The sequence below is a fragment of the Nitrospira sp. genome, from assembly GCA_024760545.1.
In the GTDB taxonomy this organism is placed as follows: Bacteria; Nitrospirota; Nitrospiria; order Nitrospirales; family Nitrospiraceae; genus Nitrospira_D.
In genome coordinates this window covers 3,601,191-3,619,745 of sequence record CP060501.1, presented here as the reverse complement: position 1 = coordinate 3,619,745, position 18,555 = coordinate 3,601,191, and the positions used below count along the sequence as shown (strand labels likewise).

The 18,555-nt window shown below is 56.3% G+C and carries 22 protein-coding genes; 21 read left to right on the top strand and 1 reads right to left on the bottom strand.

The annotated features are described in order from the left end of the window. Positions 1 to 37 precede the first annotated feature (37 nt). Complete coding sequence (locus H8K03_17170) at positions 38 to 1,804, bottom strand: SagB/ThcOx family dehydrogenase (GenBank protein UVT19504.1); 1,767 nt, start codon at positions 1,802 to 1,804, stop codon at positions 38 to 40. 76 nt (positions 1,805 to 1,880) lie between these two features. On the opposite strand from H8K03_17170, the gene H8K03_17165 reads away from it, so the two are divergent. From H8K03_17165 to H8K03_17065, 21 genes are all read left to right on the top strand, one after another. Then, on the top strand, positions 1,881 to 2,636 hold the full coding sequence (locus H8K03_17165) for a multidrug transporter (GenBank protein ID UVT19503.1): 756 nt from the start codon (positions 1,881 to 1,883) through the stop codon (positions 2,634 to 2,636). Between the two features lie 37 nt (positions 2,637 to 2,673). Continuing rightward, positions 2,674 to 3,174, top strand: a complete 501-nt coding sequence (locus H8K03_17160; protein UVT19502.1) for a hypothetical protein — start codon at positions 2,674 to 2,676, stop codon at positions 3,172 to 3,174. Between the two features lie 242 nt (positions 3,175 to 3,416). Beyond that, positions 3,417 to 4,181, top strand: a complete 765-nt coding sequence (locus H8K03_17155; protein ID UVT19501.1) for a tetratricopeptide repeat protein — start codon at positions 3,417 to 3,419, stop codon at positions 4,179 to 4,181. A 207-nt stretch (positions 4,182 to 4,388) separates the two neighbouring features. Beyond that, positions 4,389 to 4,985, top strand: coding sequence for an acyloxyacyl hydrolase (locus H8K03_17150; protein UVT19500.1), 597 nt, complete (start codon positions 4,389 to 4,391; stop codon positions 4,983 to 4,985). 13 nt (positions 4,986 to 4,998) lie between these two features. Continuing rightward, positions 4,999 to 5,751 carry a hypothetical protein gene (locus H8K03_17145; protein UVT19499.1) on the top strand — a complete coding sequence of 251 codons (753 nt, stop codon included), beginning with the start codon at positions 4,999 to 5,001 and terminating at the stop codon, positions 5,749 to 5,751. Positions 5,752 to 5,845: 94 nt separating this feature from the next. Further along, positions 5,846 to 6,163 (top strand): tetratricopeptide repeat protein, encoded by a 318-nt coding sequence (locus H8K03_17140; GenBank protein UVT19498.1) that lies wholly within the window; start codon positions 5,846 to 5,848, stop codon positions 6,161 to 6,163. A gap of 28 nt (positions 6,164 to 6,191) precedes the next feature. Beyond that, positions 6,192 to 6,392: a hypothetical protein gene (locus H8K03_17135; GenBank protein ID UVT19497.1), complete on the top strand. Its 201-nt coding sequence runs from the start codon at positions 6,192 to 6,194 to the stop codon at positions 6,390 to 6,392. A gap of 52 nt (positions 6,393 to 6,444) precedes the next feature. Continuing rightward, positions 6,445 to 7,539: a hypothetical protein gene (locus H8K03_17130; protein ID UVT19496.1), complete on the top strand. Its 1,095-nt coding sequence runs from the start codon at positions 6,445 to 6,447 to the stop codon at positions 7,537 to 7,539. Positions 7,540 to 7,542: 3 nt separating this feature from the next. Next, positions 7,543 to 8,343 (top strand): class I SAM-dependent methyltransferase, encoded by an 801-nt coding sequence (locus H8K03_17125; GenBank protein UVT19495.1) that lies wholly within the window; start codon positions 7,543 to 7,545, stop codon positions 8,341 to 8,343. A gap of 68 nt (positions 8,344 to 8,411) precedes the next feature. Further along, positions 8,412 to 8,723, top strand: a complete 312-nt coding sequence (locus H8K03_17120; GenBank protein ID UVT19494.1) for a PqqD family protein — start codon at positions 8,412 to 8,414, stop codon at positions 8,721 to 8,723. After that, entirely contained in the window at positions 8,707 to 9,618 is a 912-nt protein-coding gene (locus H8K03_17115; GenBank protein UVT19493.1) for a radical SAM protein, read from the top strand. Before H8K03_17120 ends, H8K03_17115 begins: the two co-directional genes overlap by 17 nt. Continuing rightward, positions 9,611 to 10,774 carry a radical SAM protein gene (locus H8K03_17110; protein UVT19492.1) on the top strand — a complete coding sequence of 388 codons (1,164 nt, stop codon included), beginning with the start codon at positions 9,611 to 9,613 and terminating at the stop codon, positions 10,772 to 10,774. The genes H8K03_17115 and H8K03_17110 overlap by 8 nt, the downstream gene beginning before the upstream one ends. A 53-nt stretch (positions 10,775 to 10,827) precedes the next feature. After that, a complete protein-coding gene (locus H8K03_17105; GenBank protein UVT19491.1) occupies positions 10,828 to 11,073 on the top strand; it encodes a hypothetical protein in 246 nt (81 codons plus the stop codon). 6 nt (positions 11,074 to 11,079) lie between these two features. Then, positions 11,080 to 11,985: a hypothetical protein gene (locus H8K03_17100; GenBank protein UVT19490.1), complete on the top strand. Its 906-nt coding sequence runs from the start codon at positions 11,080 to 11,082 to the stop codon at positions 11,983 to 11,985. After that, positions 11,982 to 13,040: a radical SAM protein gene (locus tag H8K03_17095; protein UVT19489.1), complete on the top strand. Its 1,059-nt coding sequence runs from the start codon at positions 11,982 to 11,984 to the stop codon at positions 13,038 to 13,040. Before H8K03_17100 ends, H8K03_17095 begins: the two co-directional genes overlap by 4 nt. Beyond that, complete coding sequence (locus tag H8K03_17090) at positions 13,009 to 13,971, top strand: nucleotidyltransferase family protein (GenBank protein ID UVT19488.1); 963 nt, start codon at positions 13,009 to 13,011, stop codon at positions 13,969 to 13,971. Before H8K03_17095 ends, H8K03_17090 begins: the two co-directional genes overlap by 32 nt. Further along, complete coding sequence (locus tag H8K03_17085; GenBank protein UVT19487.1) at positions 13,968 to 14,813, top strand: S24/S26 family peptidase; 846 nt, start codon at positions 13,968 to 13,970, stop codon at positions 14,811 to 14,813. Before H8K03_17090 ends, H8K03_17085 begins: the two co-directional genes overlap by 4 nt. A gap of 121 nt (positions 14,814 to 14,934) precedes the next feature. After that, on the top strand, positions 14,935 to 15,537 hold the full coding sequence (locus H8K03_17080; GenBank protein UVT19486.1) for a sigma-70 family RNA polymerase sigma factor: 603 nt from the start codon (positions 14,935 to 14,937) through the stop codon (positions 15,535 to 15,537). After that, positions 15,534 to 16,187, top strand: coding sequence for a hypothetical protein (locus H8K03_17075; GenBank protein UVT19485.1), 654 nt, complete (start codon positions 15,534 to 15,536; stop codon positions 16,185 to 16,187). The genes H8K03_17080 and H8K03_17075 overlap by 4 nt, the downstream gene beginning before the upstream one ends. A 122-nt stretch (positions 16,188 to 16,309) precedes the next feature. Further along, entirely contained in the window at positions 16,310 to 16,819 is a 510-nt protein-coding gene (locus H8K03_17070) for a nucleoside deaminase (protein UVT19484.1), read from the top strand. 290 nt (positions 16,820 to 17,109) lie between these two features. Then, positions 17,110 to 18,546, top strand: coding sequence for an amino acid permease (locus H8K03_17065; protein UVT19483.1), 1,437 nt, complete (start codon positions 17,110 to 17,112; stop codon positions 18,544 to 18,546). Positions 18,547 to 18,555: the final 9 nt, after the last annotated feature.

Here is an 18,555-nt window from a genome sequence, read left to right as displayed (position 1 = left end):
TCTCGTCGCTCCTATTTCGTATCTTGCGAAATACGCCTCACTCGATACGCTTCACGTGTCCATACGGCGGCAAGCTCTGTAACCGTCGGTCTTCTACTGGTCCACCAATCGTGAAGTGGTAGAGCGACTGCAGCGCCAAATTTTGAATGCCGACCACTTCGTGGACCGGGTCATCGAAGAAACAGCCGATTCCCGTGGCCCGAACTCCCGCGGCTTCGGCCTCCAAATACAGCACCTGTCCAAGCAATCCCGACTCCCAAAACATCCGCGGATACCACCAGGCGCCTCGCGCCCGCAATGATCCCTCGAGCTCGGCCAGCATTCCAAAGGAAAACGCGCTGTCGCCGGCGATGTCCTGATGACAACTCACTTGCGCGGCCAGCTTTTTCGCATCGCCTTCCAGCAACCAATAGAGCGGCAAGTCCGCGGGACATTTCGGTGCGACGGTCCAGATCAGTTCGGGATTCATCGTTTGCTGAATGAACGACAGTTTCTTGGTATCGCGCACGAGGAAATAGAGTCCTGGTGGAAGTCCATCGACACGATGGATGAATATCACGAGGTGAATGGCAGGGTCATGAGGCCAGGCATCCCACGGCATCGGCCGCTCCAGCTGCGGACGTTCAGCCCGCGGCATGACCCGCTGCATCATGTGAAGGAAGGTTGCGGCGGAAATCGACGTTTTCCCGTCAAAGGCCACGGCGCTTCGTCGCTGACGAATGATCTGCCCCGCCGTGATACCCACATCGTTCTTGGGGTGTGAAGCATGAATCGTGTCGATTGGTGGGATGAGGGTCACCGGGAGAGTAATGATCGGTTTCTCACTCTGCCTTTTCCACGAAGCCTCGGCCGCCTCATCGATAATGTCCCAATGGACGCCGTGCTCCCGGCTCAACGTATTGGCTTTCCCATGCCAAGTTGCACCCGCTAGGTCCTTCACAATTGCCACATCAAGAAACAACGGCATCTCCAAATGCTCGCGCTTCACGAACGACGCTTCACGCTTCACGTTTTCAGGTGGCCAGACCACCGCCAGACAATCGGGATGTTCTGCTTCAGCCTTCTCAAAATCCTCCTGGCGATCTGTCCCGAGCAGCATGGCTACGGTGGCTTGATCCAGACCGTCCAACAGCACCATGTTCCAGCCAAGAGTCGCCGCCGCAATCCGGGCCGTGCCGATCGCATGGCCTACATCATGATTGCAGTAGCGAAACGCCCGCTCGCCATATTTCCATGCCTCTCGCCAGTGAACCGAGGTCAATCCAAACAGAAAGGCGCTTTTAGGGAAAGACGCCAGCAGACGTTCCACGATGTCAGCCCGCCATTCCGCTCTAAACTCCAGCCCGTGTTCTTTCGGGGCATAGTGATAGAGGCCTGACGTCAGATCGAGTCCATCGATTTGCGGTAAGACCACATAGCCTTCCGTCGGATGCAGGTTGCCGGAAGATGGATTACTCCGCAGCGCCCATTTTGACTCTCCCGCTATCTTCCAAGCGGACAAAGCAAGCGCAAACTCGAAGAACCGCGAAAGAGTTCGCACATTCACAGGCTGACAGGGAACGGCTCCCTGCGCATACATTGCTTCATACGCGGGCGACAGCGGTTCTTCGTCAAGCTTGAGTAATGGAAGGGGGATTAACGGGGCTCCTTCAAACCGCCGGAACGGATCCGGCTGGTTCGCCCAATCCAAGTGCCCCAATGACCGTGCGTACCGGTTGAAATGGTGTTTGGTCTGCACGTGATACCGAATGACCTCATTGAGGAAATCAGCTTGTGCAGCTTGGGGAGACGGTGTGGTGTTCATTGATGACTGCCCCGGCTAAAGAGGTATAGCAGAGGATATACGCTGTTTATAAACTTGCACGGTCTAGGCTATTATCATGATACATGCCGTCGCACAGTGTCAAAATAGCATGCTTTCCCAAAGCGAGATATCGTTTAATCGTCAAACGATAGTTCGCGTGTTGAGTGCGATAACCTTTTCCCTCCTTGCTGCCAGTATTGCAGGGCAGCTGGCAAAGCATGAGCTCGGATACGATGATGCATATGGAATCATTCGCCTGTTCAACGTAGACACCGAAGGCAACGTCCCCACTTTCTTTTCATCATTTCTTCTGCTCTTGGCATCCTTGCTTCTTGCCGTCATCAGTGCACTCAAGAGAAGATCCAGCGATTCCCGGTGGCGCCAATGGGCAGTTCTCTCGTACGTTCTGTTGTACATGGCGGTTGATGAGGCCTCCGGCATCCATGAATTGCTGCACAGACCTGCTGATTGGTTGCTCGGCGAGCGCCTCAGCAGGATGCTCTACTTTTCGTGGATCATTTTTGGCATTGCCTTTGTCATAGGTTTTGCCCTTTCCTATCTGAATTTCTTCTTCAGTCTCCCCTCGAAAACACGAAAGCAATTCCTTGCTGCTGCGGCAACTTTTCTTAGCGGCGGGATGGGGATGGAACTTGTCGGCGGCTTCTACGGCGGATCACACGGTTTGCAGAATTTTCAGTACTCCATGCTCTCGACAATGGAGGAGGGCCTCGAAATGGCGGGTGTTATCGTTCTCATCAGCGCCCTGCTGAATTATCTGATTGACCACTATGACGTACGGTTACGTCTCGATCATTTGAGCGAGAGTTCGTAGTTCATCGCCTCGATGAGTTGATCTTCACTCCGTATCAGTGACAGAAATCCTGTTGACATCATTGACCTCCTTTTCTATCTCAGCTTATGCTGCAGAAACAGATTCGAGGAAGTTTATGCAATTTGACCCTGCCCTTGCGGCCCAAGATGCCTTTTGTGAAGCGGAAGCCGAGCTCGGTACGGACTGGGATGCGGCTGTTGAGCTGGAAGACACTTTCTCCTCCAATGCGGGCATGACCGCGCGCGACGCCTATGAGGGCCTGTTGGCGCTTGCGCGGCAGTATCCCAACGCTTATTCATTCCACGCTTTCTGCATTTATATTACGTGGCAGCAGGTGACCGAAGAAACCATCGCGCATCACTTCGAGACGGGCTTAAAGCTGTGTGAAGCGTATCTCGCATCTCGTGAAGCGCGAACAGAACGAGATGTTGAACAGATCGAAGAGCTGTACGGTTCGTTCAAGGCTGGATTGGGACTGGTGGAAGAGGACGAGATTCAGGCCGAGTATCGGCGAGACACGCCGAAGGGAGGAGACTAAGGGGAAACGTACCGGGTACGATGTCCTACGTGCTGAGTCGGTTCTCGGAAGGGGAATGTGTATCGCGGATTATGGAGGGCTCAGGATCGGATTCGTCGAAGCCGCAATGGGGGCACGGCATACACACCGGTCCATCGCAACAGTGATAAATATATTCCCGACCACATCGCTTGCAGTTCGTTTGCGCCATGGTTGTGTGCCGCACCGTAGCAAACTTTCCTCACCCTCTCAAGAGGCCTGATATGTCGGACAACCATAAACATCGGGCGCGAATCTTTCTTCATCGCGGCGATCTGGTTCAGGCTCGCGCTGCCTGGGAAGCGGCAGTGGCCGATGATCGAACCGCCGGCGATCAGCAAGCGCTCTCGGATTCACTTGGCAACCTCGGCAATACCTGCGCATTGATGAACGATTTTCCACGCGCAGAACAGTGCTATCGGGATGTCCTCCACATTCAACGAATTGAGCGCAACCTTACGGCCGTTGCTCATACCCTGGTCAACCTGGGTAACCTCCAGATCGCTTCCGATCATCCGGAAAAAGCCCGGCCCTACTATTTGGAGGCCATGGATCTCTTGCGCCAGCTACAGGACAGCCGCGGACTCGGTATCCTCTACAACAACCTGGCGCTACAGGAGGCCCGTGACGGCCAGTGGGATCAGGCCGTTGCTTCGTTTAAACAAGCCCTCGACCATCATCGGACAGTCGGCAATGAAGAAGGACTCGCGGTGACTTATAGCCAACTTGGGAAATGCTACCTCGACCAGGAAGACCTGCTCAGGGCAGAACGCTGCTTGAACAATGCCTCAGAGCATTACATCAAACTCGGCAACGAACCGGCCGAAGCCGCCGTCCTCCGCCTGCTCGCAGCGGTGTATGAGACCCGACGCGATTCCCTTTCCGCCGTACGCTGTCTTGAGCGTGTCGTGTCCCTTGACGAACGATACACCCTTCCTGAACTCCACACTGATTCCGCACATCTCTCCAAACTGCGCCATTCTGAATAAACCGACTCTGCGCGGGCTCTCCATTTCTTCCTGACCATTTTCTGTTCGCCGTCCAGCATTCTTTCATTTTCGAACGGGGCACGAAGCGTCCGACTTTCTGGACAGAATTCAAACCTCTGCTACCTTTAAAGCGTCACACCTAGTCGCCCATTGATCAAGTTTCACCTCACATGAGCCGACAGAGGATTGACTGACACAAGGATGTCTATGCTCACTCGCACGATCATCGCCTTGGCGCTCGGCATCATCATGGCGGCGCCTTCTGTACAGGCCGGCGACGTTTCGCCGACGATCACGGTCGGCACGCAAGAAGTCGGGCTCACCGCCGGGTATATGTTCTCTCACCGACTGACTCACCTTCACACCACCAAACAACATGGACCTGCGTTGATGCCCACGTGGATGATGACGATCACCGATCCCATCGGCGACGGCTGGTACCGGGGGCAGGTCTCGCTCGGTGCAGAGATGGTCTACCTTGAGTTCCGAGAACCTCTGTTAACACACGGGGTCGGATTCACGCCGAGAATCAAGTACACGTTCGTCGCCTTGGGCCGTGTCCGGCCGTATGCAGAATTCGCCGGCGGGCCGTTCTGGACGGATCTCGGCGGTCGCATTCACGAACAAGCCAATCAATTCAACTTCGTGCTCACAGGTGGAGTGGGCGTGTCATGGTTTCTCACGTCGCAAATCGCCTTCAATGCCGGCTACCGCTTCCACCATATTTCCAACGCTGGGACGGCATTCCCCAATCTTGGACTGAACGCGAGCCTGCCCTTCGGGGGGTTTTCATTCTATTTCTAAGGAGACAGCGATCATGACAACGGATGCCTTTCGCTGGTCGGTCTTCGGTCTCGCCGGATTCGTGATGTGCGCCGCGACCGGATGCACCCGATGGATCGATGTAAAACCTACGGCAGCAGATCCACAGGCAGCCCTCACCCACTCGCTGCCCACCCAAGAACGAGTTCCGCTCGTGATGGATTCCTTTCACCTTTCGAGAAACGACTCGCCGCAATACTCTTCCGCCGACGTCGAACGGCGGATCTTGAACAGCGTTCAGGAAACCCGTCTGTTTTCGACCTTGATTCCCATGGGCGGAACATCCGATTCGCTCGGTGAAAAAATCGTGTCGGCCCGTATTACGGTGGACGAGACCATCGATCCCCATTCCGGCCTGTCCGCGCTGAAAGGTATCCTCATCGGAGGTTCCATGTTTCTCCTCTCACCCTTCTTCGATTTGGAATATGATTATGCCGTCAAGGTCGGCCTCGAGCTCGAGCGTTGGGACGGCCAATTGAAGCGCTATGAAGCCCGCTCATCGGGCACGGTCCATTACAAACTGTTCGGCGCCACGCCGGTCATGATCGACGAACTGAAGGGGCATGTGACGGACGCGTGCCTCGCCAACCTGACGGGACAACTCGTTCACGACACCAATCTCTACTTGGCCAGCAGCGCTACGTCGCCGGCCCCCGGCATCCGCACGGTGACCGTCAAAGCCCGAAAACCGACAACCGTGACCCCAACTCGTTCCATCGTCCCGGTCACCGCAGTACCGGCCCCGTGAGCAAGGCTCATCGGGTCTAAGTCAAACCTCCATCTGGCCCATCCGGCTCCTTCAATGCTATAGTGCCTCTCCTCTACCAACGGAGAGACGCTTCATGGACATTGACGCTTTTCGCCTCATGGTCGCCAAGAATCCCAAAGGATTTCTCGGTCGTTACGGACTGGGGAACAAGATCCTCCAGGAAGGCGGCAGTGTCGAGGAAGCTGTGGAGCATCTTACGGTTGCCACGCAACTGGACCCGACCCATGTCGCCTCCCATCTGGCGCTGGGCCGTGCATTGATCGGATTGGGCAGGAACGCTGATGCCAAGCCGATCCTCGCCGCCGGCATCGAGGCCGCCCTCTCGGGACGATCCAACGGCGGCAAGGATCTGGTGCCGGAAATGCAACATTTGCTGCAGACCCTTGCATGAACCCGCTTACGCGACACAGGAGTCACTCATGAACCTCGACGATGCCAGAAAGCGAATTGAATCGGCCGTGACCCAATACGGACAACATGCCGCTCCGGCGATCGACCTCGTCATGGCCGAGGTTCGCTCCGATATGGGAGCCGGCGCATTCAACGACTTGATCGAAGAGTTCGATCTTGAGTTGCTGTACAACATCGCCCCGATGGAATCAGACCACTCCAGTAGTTGAGTAGCTATTCCCTGTAGCGTTTGTCACCCGGGGTTGTCACGCATTCCTGCCTATGCCGCTAATCTGGGCCGCTATTTCAGGTCATGGGTTCGGCCACGCCGCCCAAGTTGTGCCGGTCCTCAATGCATTGGGCCGTCTCGTTCCCAATCTCCGAGTGTTCCTCCGCACCACCGTCCCCTCGTTGTTTTTCAAGGATCGACTCACGATTCCATGGGAGACCAGTGCCGTCCAGCAGGATATCGGCTGCATTCAAAACGGCCCCATGACGATCGACGTCGAAGCAACCTGGCGTGAACATCACCGATTCCACAGTACCTGGAACGAGCGCCTTCAGGCTGAGGTCGCCGCCATGCAGGCTGCCGATCCGGATATTGTCCTGGCCGACACTCCATACCTGGCACTGGCAGCGGCAAAAGCGGCGGCCATTCCTTCCATCGCGCTCGTCAGCTTTACCTGGGATCTGATCCTGTCCGAGTATCAGGCCCCCCCATCGATCGATGGCCGGGCACTCATCCAGTCGATTCAACAGGCCTATGTCCACGCCGATCTTGCGCTCCGACTTGCCCCTTCGCCTAAAATGGAGTTGTTCCGGCGAACGATCGATATCCAGCCGATCATCGAACCGGCTGCGGCTGATCGTGAACAACTCGCCAAGCTTCTGGCACTGGTCCCAGGGGAGCGTACCGTGCTCATCGGATTCGGGGGCATTCCGCTCAGTTCGCTCCCTTTTCGGACATTGGAGCCACTGACAGGCTACCGATTCCTCTTCGACGGACCGGTGCCATCGGAAAGCATGCGATTCCTGTCGATCAAAACCCTCCCGCTTTCGTTCAAAACGCTGATGGCCTCGGTTGATATCATCCTGACCAAACCGGGCTACGGAACCTTAGTGGAAGCTGTAGCATTGCAAACTCCACTGGTCTACGTGCGGCGGTACAACTTTGCCGACGAACAGCCACTGGTCGACTATCTGCACCGATATGGGAAGGGTGTAGAACTCTCAGTGAGCGATTTTCTGCAGGGCCGGTGGCTTCCGGCGCTCCAAAAGGTCCTTGGTCTCCCAGTCCCCGTCACACCTCCGCCTTCGACCGGGGCGAATGAAGCCGCAGCTATCCTCGCCTCATACCTTTCGAGAACGGGACCATAACCCGTGCGCCTGCGCGTCACCGCCATCATATTGCTGACTCGCTTCGTTGAACGAACAGGCTCTCTACTCTCTCAGATCCAGTTTTTCCTCTATGGAGTGCTTCCCGTCCTCCTTCCTCCCGACGAGCTCATTGCGCTGACTCGCACCTATTACCGCAGGAGTTATGAAGGGCTTGAACAAAACTTTCACGCGGACCGATACAAATGGACTCTCGACAACTGGGAAGAAACCGTGGCCGCGAAACATATGGCTTCAAACGGGACCGTCGTCGTATTGGGAGCCGGCCTGGGTCGTGAATCCATCGCCTTAGCCGAGAGGGGCCATCGGGTGATCGGACTGGACAATAATTATGACGGGTTGCATATTGCTGCCGCGCGCGCATCCGAAATACGTCTTCCCGTTGTTTTTCTCCAGGGAGACTTTCGGCGACTCCCGATCGGCAAAGGACAGGCAGACTATCTGCTTCTATCCAGCGTCATGTACAGCGCCATCCCGGCCAGGCGGCAACGCCAGGAATGCATTCGTGTATTCCGCTCTGCGTTGAGACAGGAGGGGAAAATCGTATTGAGCTTCCTGCTGTCCCACGAATGGCAGACGAAGTCGCACCGCCTGATCGAAGCCGTCAACCGATGGCTGCTGAAACTGCCCGGATCGAATCAGGATTATCAGCTGGGCGATTTCTGCTCGCATAGTCACTTCATGCACGCGTTTCTGGACGAGACAGAACTCCGGTCCGAGCTTGCCGAAGCCGGTGCAACGATACTTGAACTCAACTGGAAGGAAGGATTCGCCGTGATCGCCTAACGACTACGGGAGGCGGACGGCGAAATATCCCTGGCGAGGGCACATGGGATTTGCTATTCTCCGGGCCTATGAACCCCGCCGCCATCTACACACACAATTCCGACTATGTGCAGCGAGATGTTGCCGGCGAATGCATTCTCGTTCCCATACGCAGGAACCTCACCGAATCGAACAGCATCTACGTCCTGAACGAAACGGGAGCCGCCCTTTGGAGGCGGATCGACGGAACCCGATCCCTTCAAACGATCGCCGACGAGTTTGTTGAGGAATATGACGTCACCGCGGAACAGCTGCATCAGGATTTGCAGACTTTGCTGACCGACCTGCTTTCGATTCATGCCATTCACGAGGTGACTGTCACCGATGGTCCCACTGGATAAGATTCGGTCCTTGCCCGAACGATTCCCGCTTTCCTGCCAATGGGAGATTACCTGTCGCTGCAACCTCCGTTGCACCATGTGCTATACGGATTGCCTCAATCATCCGGAGTTTATCCGCCGAGAGCTCTCGACAGCCGAGATGTTGCGCATTCTGGACGAAATGGCCGAAGCCGGCACATTGGAATTGTGTCTGACCGGCGGCGAACCCCTCAGCAGACCTGATTTCTTCTTGATCTACGAACAGGCCGTTCGGCGTGGATTCCTAGTCACGGTCTTTACAAACGGGACACTGATCACGGACTCTGAAGCCGATCAATTTGCAGCCCTGCCGCCTCACCGTATTGAGGTCAGCCTTCATGGGTCTACTCCCCAGACCTTTGAACGGGTTACTCAACACCAAGGTTCGTATCACCGCTGCCTCAGGGCCATCCGCTTACTGCTCGACCGCCACATCCCGTTGACGCTCAAGACCACCGCACTGTCGCTGAACCAACATGAAATCCTATCGATCAAGCAGTATGCGGGTTCGCTAGGCTCCGTCCAATTCAAGCTCGGTCAGGATCTGCGGTCCGAACTGGACGGAGGGGCCGGTCCTTTCCAGTATGCACTGTCCGAAAAAGAGTTGCAGGAGCTGACCCGGAAGGATCCTCTGTTGTGGGAAGAAGCCTGCCGGCGATCCCAAGCCGACCTTCCCCCCTGCACAAGCGGAATGCAGAGATTTCACATCGATGCATATGGTGGCATGCAACTCTGCTCAGGCAATCGTCGCCAAAGCTACGACCTGCGGAACGGATCATTCAGAGAAGGTTTTTTTGAGGCCTTGCCGACGTTCGCTTGTGAACACAAGAAGCCGGAATTCTCGACATTGCTCCAACTGATGACGCACCGTGGGTAAGGCACGAGCCATACCGACGGTCCCGTATGGCACCTTCAGCCGGAAAGTCCACGACTGGTCTACACAACACCATCAGGTGGTGAAAGCCCAGCTCGAACTCACCTATCGTTGCAATCTTCGTTGCCGTCACTGCTATACCGATCCCTACAATGACCCTCAGTTTTTTTCGCGAGAACTGACTCTCGACGAACTCTACCGTCTCGTGGAAGATTTGCGAGACCTCGGCGTCATCTGGCTGAACCTCTCCGGTGGCGACATCTTTATGCATCCGCGGTTTTTTGAGATCTATGAGCACGCGCACAGGAAAGGATTCCTGCTCCAGCTTTACACCAACGGGACTCTGTTTACTCGTGCAATGATCCAGCGTTTGGAAGCCATGCCCCCCTTCACCATCGATGTCTCTTGTCATACGCTGAATGAGGCACGCTTCGACTGGTTTACGCAGGTCCCGGGCTCCTATCAAGCATTCATGCGCGGCGTCGCGTTGCTCCGGGAGAGCAATCTGCCCTTCACGCTCAAGACCAAGCTGATGAACTGGAACAAGGATGAGCTGCACAATCTTCAGACGTTCACGGAGTCACTCGGCCAGCCGTTCGGATACACCACCTCGCTTTCTCCGAGGCTTAATGGCGATTGCTCTTCGCTCGCTTACAGAATCTCGCCCGAAGACCTGCGAGCGATCGGTCGAAGCGAACTCGGCGCCGAAGATAGCCAGCCTTGTGATTGGGCTCCACTCGGCGGGCCAGATCACGACCGGCTTTTTCGTTGCGGCTGCGGCACCAATACCGTCCATATCAATGCCTGGGGCGAGCTCAGTACCTGCACGTTCCAGTACGAAACTCGCCTTTCGCTCAGACAGTTTTCCCTGCGAGAAGCCGTTGACCGAGTCTTTTCCGAAGTACGAGGACTGCGCTATCAGCGTGATACGCCGTGCAGGTCCTGTGCGGTACATCACTTTTGCGACAAGCAGCCGACACATGCCCGATGGGAAACTGGCAGCCCGGATGCGCCGATCCCTTATGCATGCGATATTGCCTATGCAAGAGCACAGACGGCCGGACACCATGCCTTGCTGCATCCGTTACGCAGTGGGCAGACAGAGCGCGGCAGTGGCGAACGGAGGCCGGCGTCGCCGCCCAGTTCAGTCAATACTTAGGACGCGGGAACGGGAATTCCAATCCGTGAGGCTCCTGCAAGAAAGGGATCGGTATGAGCAACAAGAAACCTTACGAACCTCCACAGCTATTCGAAGTGGCACTCGATCATGAACAGGCAATCTTGTCGTCATGCAGCATTCTAACCTCTTCGGTCAGCGCCGGAGGAACGAACGGCTGCCGACCACCGGCCGGCTGCATGAATTACCCAAATGCAAGCGCCACAGGATGCAAACGATCGACCATCCCGGTGGTCTATATGGGTCAGACCTGCCACGATTCCGGTGTCCGAGCCTCATAGCCGGCGATGGATATTTCGATCTCTATCGGCGGTTTCATCATCAGGATGAGCGAGGCCGGGGACTATCCGACTTTGGCCTGGCCACTGCGCCCTTTCGAATCATTTGTCGCTCCGCCCGGCGCTCCTGCGGATATCCATGTCGACGTCTCGGTCGTCTCCCCCTTACCCGACTTTGACTCTCCACGACTTCGGTATGACGCCGGATCAGGACTCTGGAAATTGTTCGATACCGATGCCGGATTAGCCATCGAAAGCCTGCATACCTCCACACGTCAGCCACGAGTCCGTGCCGTGATCCTGGACGACTATCGGCGGATTCATGCGTGGATACTCCCGGAATATTTAGGAGGACAGGTCGGGTGGTGCCCAATGTACCTGTTCAATCCGGTCATCGAGGTGTGCTTTCTCGCACGCCTTGCGCGGGAAGGCGGAATCCTCCTCCATGCAGCCGGCCTGGTTTCTCAGCAGGAAGGGTTTATCTTTACCGGATCTTCAGGAACCGGTAAATCCACCATTGCCCGAATGTTTGCAGATCGCCAAGCCCACGTGCTCAGCGACGAACGCGTCGTCCTCCGATTTGAAAAAGGCAGCGTCAGCATCTACGGCTCCCCTTGGGTCGGCTCCGGTGAGTATGCGGCCAACTCATCGGCCCCTCTGACCGCTCTGTACGTCATCAGCCATGCGCAGGACCGCCACCGTATCGCCCGGATGCCTGCCTCAATCGCCGTCTCTCGGCTGCTGCAACAATCCTTTCTGCCTCACTGGGATCGCGATCGTATTGAGAGATCTCTAGACTTTCTGATTTCAGTCGTCTCATCAGTGCCATGTCGAAGCCTGGCCTTTCTTAAACAATCCGATCTGGTTGACCTCGTTCAACAGCAACCCCCTGTAAGCGCGACAGTACCGCTATGAAGCAGCTCAACGCAGACACGTTTCTCTCGACCGTCTCGCTTCAAGCACGCCACACGCGGCATCCCGACGGAGTGACGTTCGAGCTCACGTATGGCTGCAATCTCCGCTGTGTCCATTGTTTCAATCCGACCCACCGCGCGTTGCCTCGAGAACTCGTCACTTCGGAAGTCCTACGCCTCCTCGACGAACTGGCCGCGTTTGGCGTCCTAACCGTGACGTTCACCGGGGGGGAGCCGGTCGTTCGACCGGATATCCATACGATCCTGCTACATGCTCGCAGCAAGGGGCTGTTGATACGCCTGCTCACGAATGCCACACGAGTCAACGCCGCCTTGGTTTCTGTCCTGCAAGAATGCGGCGTTGAACAAGTTTGTGTCTCCATCTACGGCGCCACGGCAGCGACATACGAGCGAATGACCGGCATCTCGGGTTCCTACACCGCATTTCTTCACGGGCTGACGATGCTGGCCAAGGCGGATCTCCCGGTCGTCGTCCGCATGCCCGTGACTAGCCTCAATGATCACGAAGTGGAAGCATGTCGCCGCCTGGTGGAAAATCTTGGCCGAAAGTTTCAGTATTCCCTCGACATAACCTCCACGGTGACCGGCGGCCTGAGTCCATTGGAATACCGGTTACCACCCTCTAGGAAAATGGCCATCGATCAGCGGATGCTTGCAGGCTGGGGATCCGCGCCGCTGGAAGACGGCGCGTGCTGTACATCCCGGTTCATCGAATGCGCCTGCGGCCAGACGCGCTTTGCGATCACACCCTACGGGGAGATGAACCTGTGCACGGCGTTTCCCATTCCCCGGTACGATCTTAGAACCGGCACGGTGCAGGAAGGCTGGGAAACACTCAAACGCACCGTTGATGAAGCCCGCCCAACCGCGCGATATGAATGTCCGACCTGTGAAGTCCGTTCATACTGCCGTCAGGGACGCAGTGATGCGTGGCTCGAAACCGGCGATATGAGTACCTGTCTTCCGCACTTCAAAGAATGGGCTGAACTGGAGCACCGCACCCATGCCCTCCTCGACCCTCGACGACCTGGTTGATGCCTACGCTCGGGTGAGCAGCCAAAACCGGCTGATGCTGAATGCGTTCGCATTGATCGCACAGCAATTTCGACAGCAAGGGATCGCGTTTATCGCCCTAAAGGGCGCGGATGTCATCTCCCGGCTTTACGGAGTGCGAGGTTCGCGGCCTATTGCGGATGTAGATCTGTTGGTCCATGAATCGGATTTGCCGGCCATCGACCGCCTGCTCGGCAATCTCGGCTTCACGCAACAGATCGACGGCAATCCTTCGTACGCGTCTTCTGAACAAGGTCTTTCGCTGGATCTGATCACCTCCTTCTGGTACCTCGACGATCGAGAGCTGGGTGATCTATGGACACGAGCACGCGTACGAACATTCGGTCACACAACCATCTCCTGCCTCGATACCGCGGACCTGTTGATCTATTTGACAGCCTACGCCGTCATCCACCGGGGACACTTGTCTGCAGCCTTTGCTCAGGACATGAAACTGCTCATCGTGAAGGAATCGCCTAATTGGTCTGCGGTGATTGCACGAACCAAGCACGCCAGACTGGAGATGCCCCTCTTGCACGGCCTCTCCTATGTGCGAAAGCTCTTTTCCTCGATCGTAATTCCTGATAGCGTGCTCCTGGCACTATCCCCGGAGAATAGAAAGCAACAGAGGCTGGCTTGGTTGCTCCGAAAGCTGGTGACCACCGAGCCGCTTCCGGAAGTCGGCCATCTTCTTTTGTTCCTCACGCAGCCCGGCAGAAACAAATTGGGCTGGCTCATGCAACGCCTCTATCCTTCAACTGCATTTCTTTCCTACCGGTACGGTTCGGATGGACTACGCATGCCGTGGAAGGCAAGAGTGTTGCGCGTGTATCACTTGACTGAAGCCGGACTCCTCCTCAGTGGACGGGTGCTTCAGCGACTCACCGCAGCATCGGCGGAGCCCCGACTATGATCGTTCGACTTCTCAACCCATCTGCCGAATCGGCTCTCTTCTCGACCGACGGATTACCGGACACTACGCATGGACTGGTCCTTCAGAAAATCCTGACGCCTATCGTGAATTCCGAGAGCATGACTCCTACGCTCCGGAAAGGTGACGAGCTCAGATTGCAGGATGCCGATGATCTTCAGGTCGGCGACGTCGTCGTATACCGGCATGGCCGGTGGTTCGTCTGTCATCGCATTCACCAAATCCAAGGCCATAGGCTGTTTCTGCGGGGAGACGCGAATACCGGTCCCTTCGAGGAAATCGATCTCCGACAGGTCGTCGGTCGAGTAAAGACGCTGCTCCGTCATGGGACACGAATCGCAGTTCCTCATCATCTCCCCAAGATCTCGCGTACACAGAGAGATTCCACATGGGTTCGAACTGCGACGTGGAGCTTACATCTGGGAAGAGTCCACGCCTTACGATTCGTGAATTGGGTCGCGGATCGGCCGGTTATGCGGAACATTCTTCGACTTATTCTGAAAAGACTCATGACCATCGATATTCTGACGCGAGGGTCGTTGCATTCACTCCAAGGATATATCGCTCGACACCATGCCCATCTCGATCAGTCCGATGATCTTCAGCGGCATCTGTCGACGTTAGATGGTGACATCATGCTCATCATTCGTGTGGGTCCTATCTATTTCGGAACCTGTACGCTCGACCCTTGGGGTTTATACTTGAGGCCGCTTCTTCAAGATCTGACTACTGCAGTTGTATTCGAATCAATCAGTCCTTTCTTAGCACCTCATGCTTCGTCGCTCTCCGTACTGAATTCTATACCCAGCTGCGGAAAGCAATAACATTTCCCTTTTCCACCGAGCGAGGCAGTACGCATCCTTTGCGCGATTTCTTCGTGGAGTGCGTGGAGGGTGCTATAGTTGTGACCTGTTGCCGAATCAGTTTGAGCGCCACATATTTACTATGGACATCTCTTCTCCGCACGCGGCATCGACCATCGACCCAAAACTCATCACTCGTGTCGTCAAAGGCGAACAGCTTGCCTTCCATCAGCTTTACGATCAATCGAGTCCTATCCTATACAGCATGGCTCTACGAATTCTTAGCAGCCGTGAGGAGGCGGAGGAAGTACTTCAAGGGGTCTACCTTGACATCTGGAAAAAGGCGGTTCGCTACGATGTCGGCCGCGGGACACCGATTGCCTGGCTCATCATGTTAACCCGCGGTCGAGCCATCGACCGATTGCGGACACGTGGCCCTCGTGTTCGCCGTCAGAATGCTCCGATCGATGAGGCACAGACTGCACAGAGTGTGGAGCGGAATGCCGGACAGTTCGAGTCACCCGCCGACCAAGCGCTGCAGAATCTGATGCGAGAGGCATTCGCAACCTTGCCGCAGCCGCAACAGCAGGTGATCGAGTTGTCATATTATGAAGGATTATCTCCCCTGGAGATTGCGACGAGGCTCGATCAACAGGTCGATGCGGTCAAGACCCACATCGGGCGCGGCATGTTGAAACTGCGGGATTCGTTGCAACTGTATTGGCAACAAGATGAATCGGCATGACGCATGAAGCATTAGAAAAAGCCGTTCCTTTGTACGTGGTGGGAGCGCTGGAGCGAGCTGAGCGGCAGACTCTCGAAGCCCATCTTCTTTCTGGATGTGCCCCCTGCCACACGGCATTCAAGGAATATCAATCGGTTGCAGTCGCGTTACCGTTCGGTCTTGTCATTACGCCTCCTCCACGAGCCTTGAAGGGAAAGATCCTAGCAGCCCGTATGCCGGTCTCCGCCATAGAACCGACAGCCCAATCGCCTGCCAAACCGAGCCTCGAACCAGGCGAATGGATGAAGCACCTCTTCCCTCCCTCTTCCCCCTCTGCGATATCGTTCGACTGGGTGTTGGGAATGGTCTTTCTCGCCGTCTTGATCATTTTGGCAGCTCTGAGTTGGAATGCCTCCACGCAAGGGAATGGAGACACCGAGAAGCTGGCTGAGCTGCAGGCTCAAGCGGAGACTGCCGGCACGAAGCTGACAACCCTCCAGAAACAGCTCAGCGAGCGTGAAGAATCACTCACACAGACCCGAGAGGAGCTGCAACGCCGCATGGCGGAGCTGGCAGAGGTAAGAGATCAATTGATTCAGCGAGAAGCCGAAGTAGATGATCTGAAAGCGCAACTTGCTCAACGAGGCGGCCGATCGGTACGAGTGCCCTAGGACAAACCGGCAACTCGCCCATGACGCGCCTGCCATTCAGAGCGCAACACACCTGATCTTCCCTGTCTCCGGTTCCCATGCTAGCATGCGTCGCAACCTTAGGCTTAGCGGCATTGTCTTCGATGCAGCAAGACGATCTTGATTCCTCCTACATGGAACTGGCCCTTCAGCAGGCTAGACTTGCCCCGCTGATCGGAGAAGTGCCAATCGGCGCCGTCCTCGTCTACAAAGACGGCGTGCTCGCCGTTGCCCACAACTACCGAGAGGTTTCGCAGGACCCCACGGCTCATGCGGAGATGCTCGTGATCCGAAAGGCCGCGGAGAAGTTGCGGAGCTGGCGGCTCATTGACACAACACTCTATGTGACGTTGGAGCCCTGCCCGATGTGTGCCGGAGCCATCGTACAATCCCGCATTGCACGCCTTGTATTTGGCGCCCGAGATCCCAAGGCGGGCGCGTGCGGATCGATTATTGACATCCCCGGCGAACACCGGTTCAACCATCAAGTCGACGTCGAGGGTGGCTTGCTCGAGGAGAAAAGCCAGGCACTCTTGCAGGAATTTTTTCAAAGTCTACGGTCCAGGGCACCGGGCAACAACACCGGTCATACACCTCGACAGAAGGACTGTTGACGGCTGTGTATACATTGTCTTGACTTTACTGCTGTAAGACCGTAAAAGAAACATATCGAAGGGGAAACTAGGGTTCCGGCTGCCTTTACTGGGAGCGTCTGGTCCGAGAGTTTCCGGTCTCGCATAACGAGGCTCCACGGAGGGATAAAAGCCCGGGAGATCATGTACTGCGGTACATGGCCTTCTCGGATCTTAACCCGCTCGGCAAGGAGGCTTCGTTATGCATCTCCACTCCATAGTTCTTTCCGTACCGGATCACGCAGGCCTGCTGCCAAGCAGAGAGGTCTGTCATGTCGATTAAAGACAATCCGGATATGCTGTTTCCCGCTACCGCTCCGAGTGCTCCCGAGACACTCAACCGCAGCCTCAGCCTCTGGAACAGCCTCACCATCGGATTCGCAACCGTTTCGCCGGTTGCAGGATTGTACGCCATCATCGGCGTGCAGACGGTGGTGACCGGAGGTGGTTGGTTTTCAGCGCTGGCGCTCTGTCTAGTGATGCAGCTGCTGGTGGCGACCGTGTATGCGGAGCTGTCCTCTCAGATTCCGATCGCGGGTGGAGCGTACAAATGGGCGAGGCAGCTCGGAGGCTCCACGACGGGGACATATGCCGGAGCCATCTATGTCAGCTCCACAATCGCGATGCTCACCACCACCGCCTACACCGGCGGCGTCTGGCTGGCGATTTTTTTCGGATCAGGAGGTGGAACGGGAGTCAGCCTCGTGATATGGGGCGCGGTGTTCATGCTGGTTTGCACCATCCTCAACATGGTCCACGTCTCAATATTTAAGTTCCTTATTTCCTTGGGTGTCTATGCGGAAATCGTCGGCTCGTTCGGTGTCGCGCTGCTGCTGTTTCTCTTTTTCCGGCAACATGAATTCTCCGAACTGTTCGCGCATCTCGGGACGGGAACCGCCCCCAGCCAGACGGCTGCGTTTCTGGCGGCGCTCGCCATTTCCGGATGGGCGTTCATCGGCTTCGATGCCTGCTCAACCATTGCCGAAGAAACTCATGATCCCAAGCGGATGGTACCGCGCGCGATCTTCTTGTCCCTTTGTATGGTGGGAAGCGTGGTGCTCTTCAACTCTGCCGCGCTCACCCTCAGCTTCAACCGTGACACGTTGGTCCACACGAGCGCCGCGTCAGACCCCGTCACCCCCGTGATCGTCGACAACTTCGGAGCCTGGGCAGAAACCCCTTTCCTGACAATTGTCATGATCGCGTTTCTGGCTTGCGGGTCATCTATGGTGCAATACACATCCCGTATTGTGTTTTCCATGGCACGCGAGGGGAGTATGCCGGCCGTCCTGAGTCGGGTCACCGCTGCCGGAGCCCCGCATAACGCGGTGATGTTCACGGTTCTCCTCGCCACGCTCGGATTGCTCTTCGGACTCAACGACGAAGCGGTCGCCACGGTACTGGCGTTCGGCACGGGCGGGTTGTACGCGATGTTCGCAATGACCACGGGCGTTGGACTCTTCACCCGTCTTACAGGCCGTTGGGACCCCTCGTTAGGGCAGCTGAAGCTAGGCGCCTGGGGATTGCTCATCAATACGATCGCCTTCCTCTGGTCAGTATTCGAATTCATCAATATCGCCTGGCCCCGCCCCTATGCAACCTCGCCCGATGCGCCTTGGTGGCAACTCTGGGCCGTCCCGCTGGTCCTCGGCGGCATCTTGGGAGTGACGACGCTGTACGTGCTGACCAACAGTCTCCGCAAGAATTAATCAATCGCC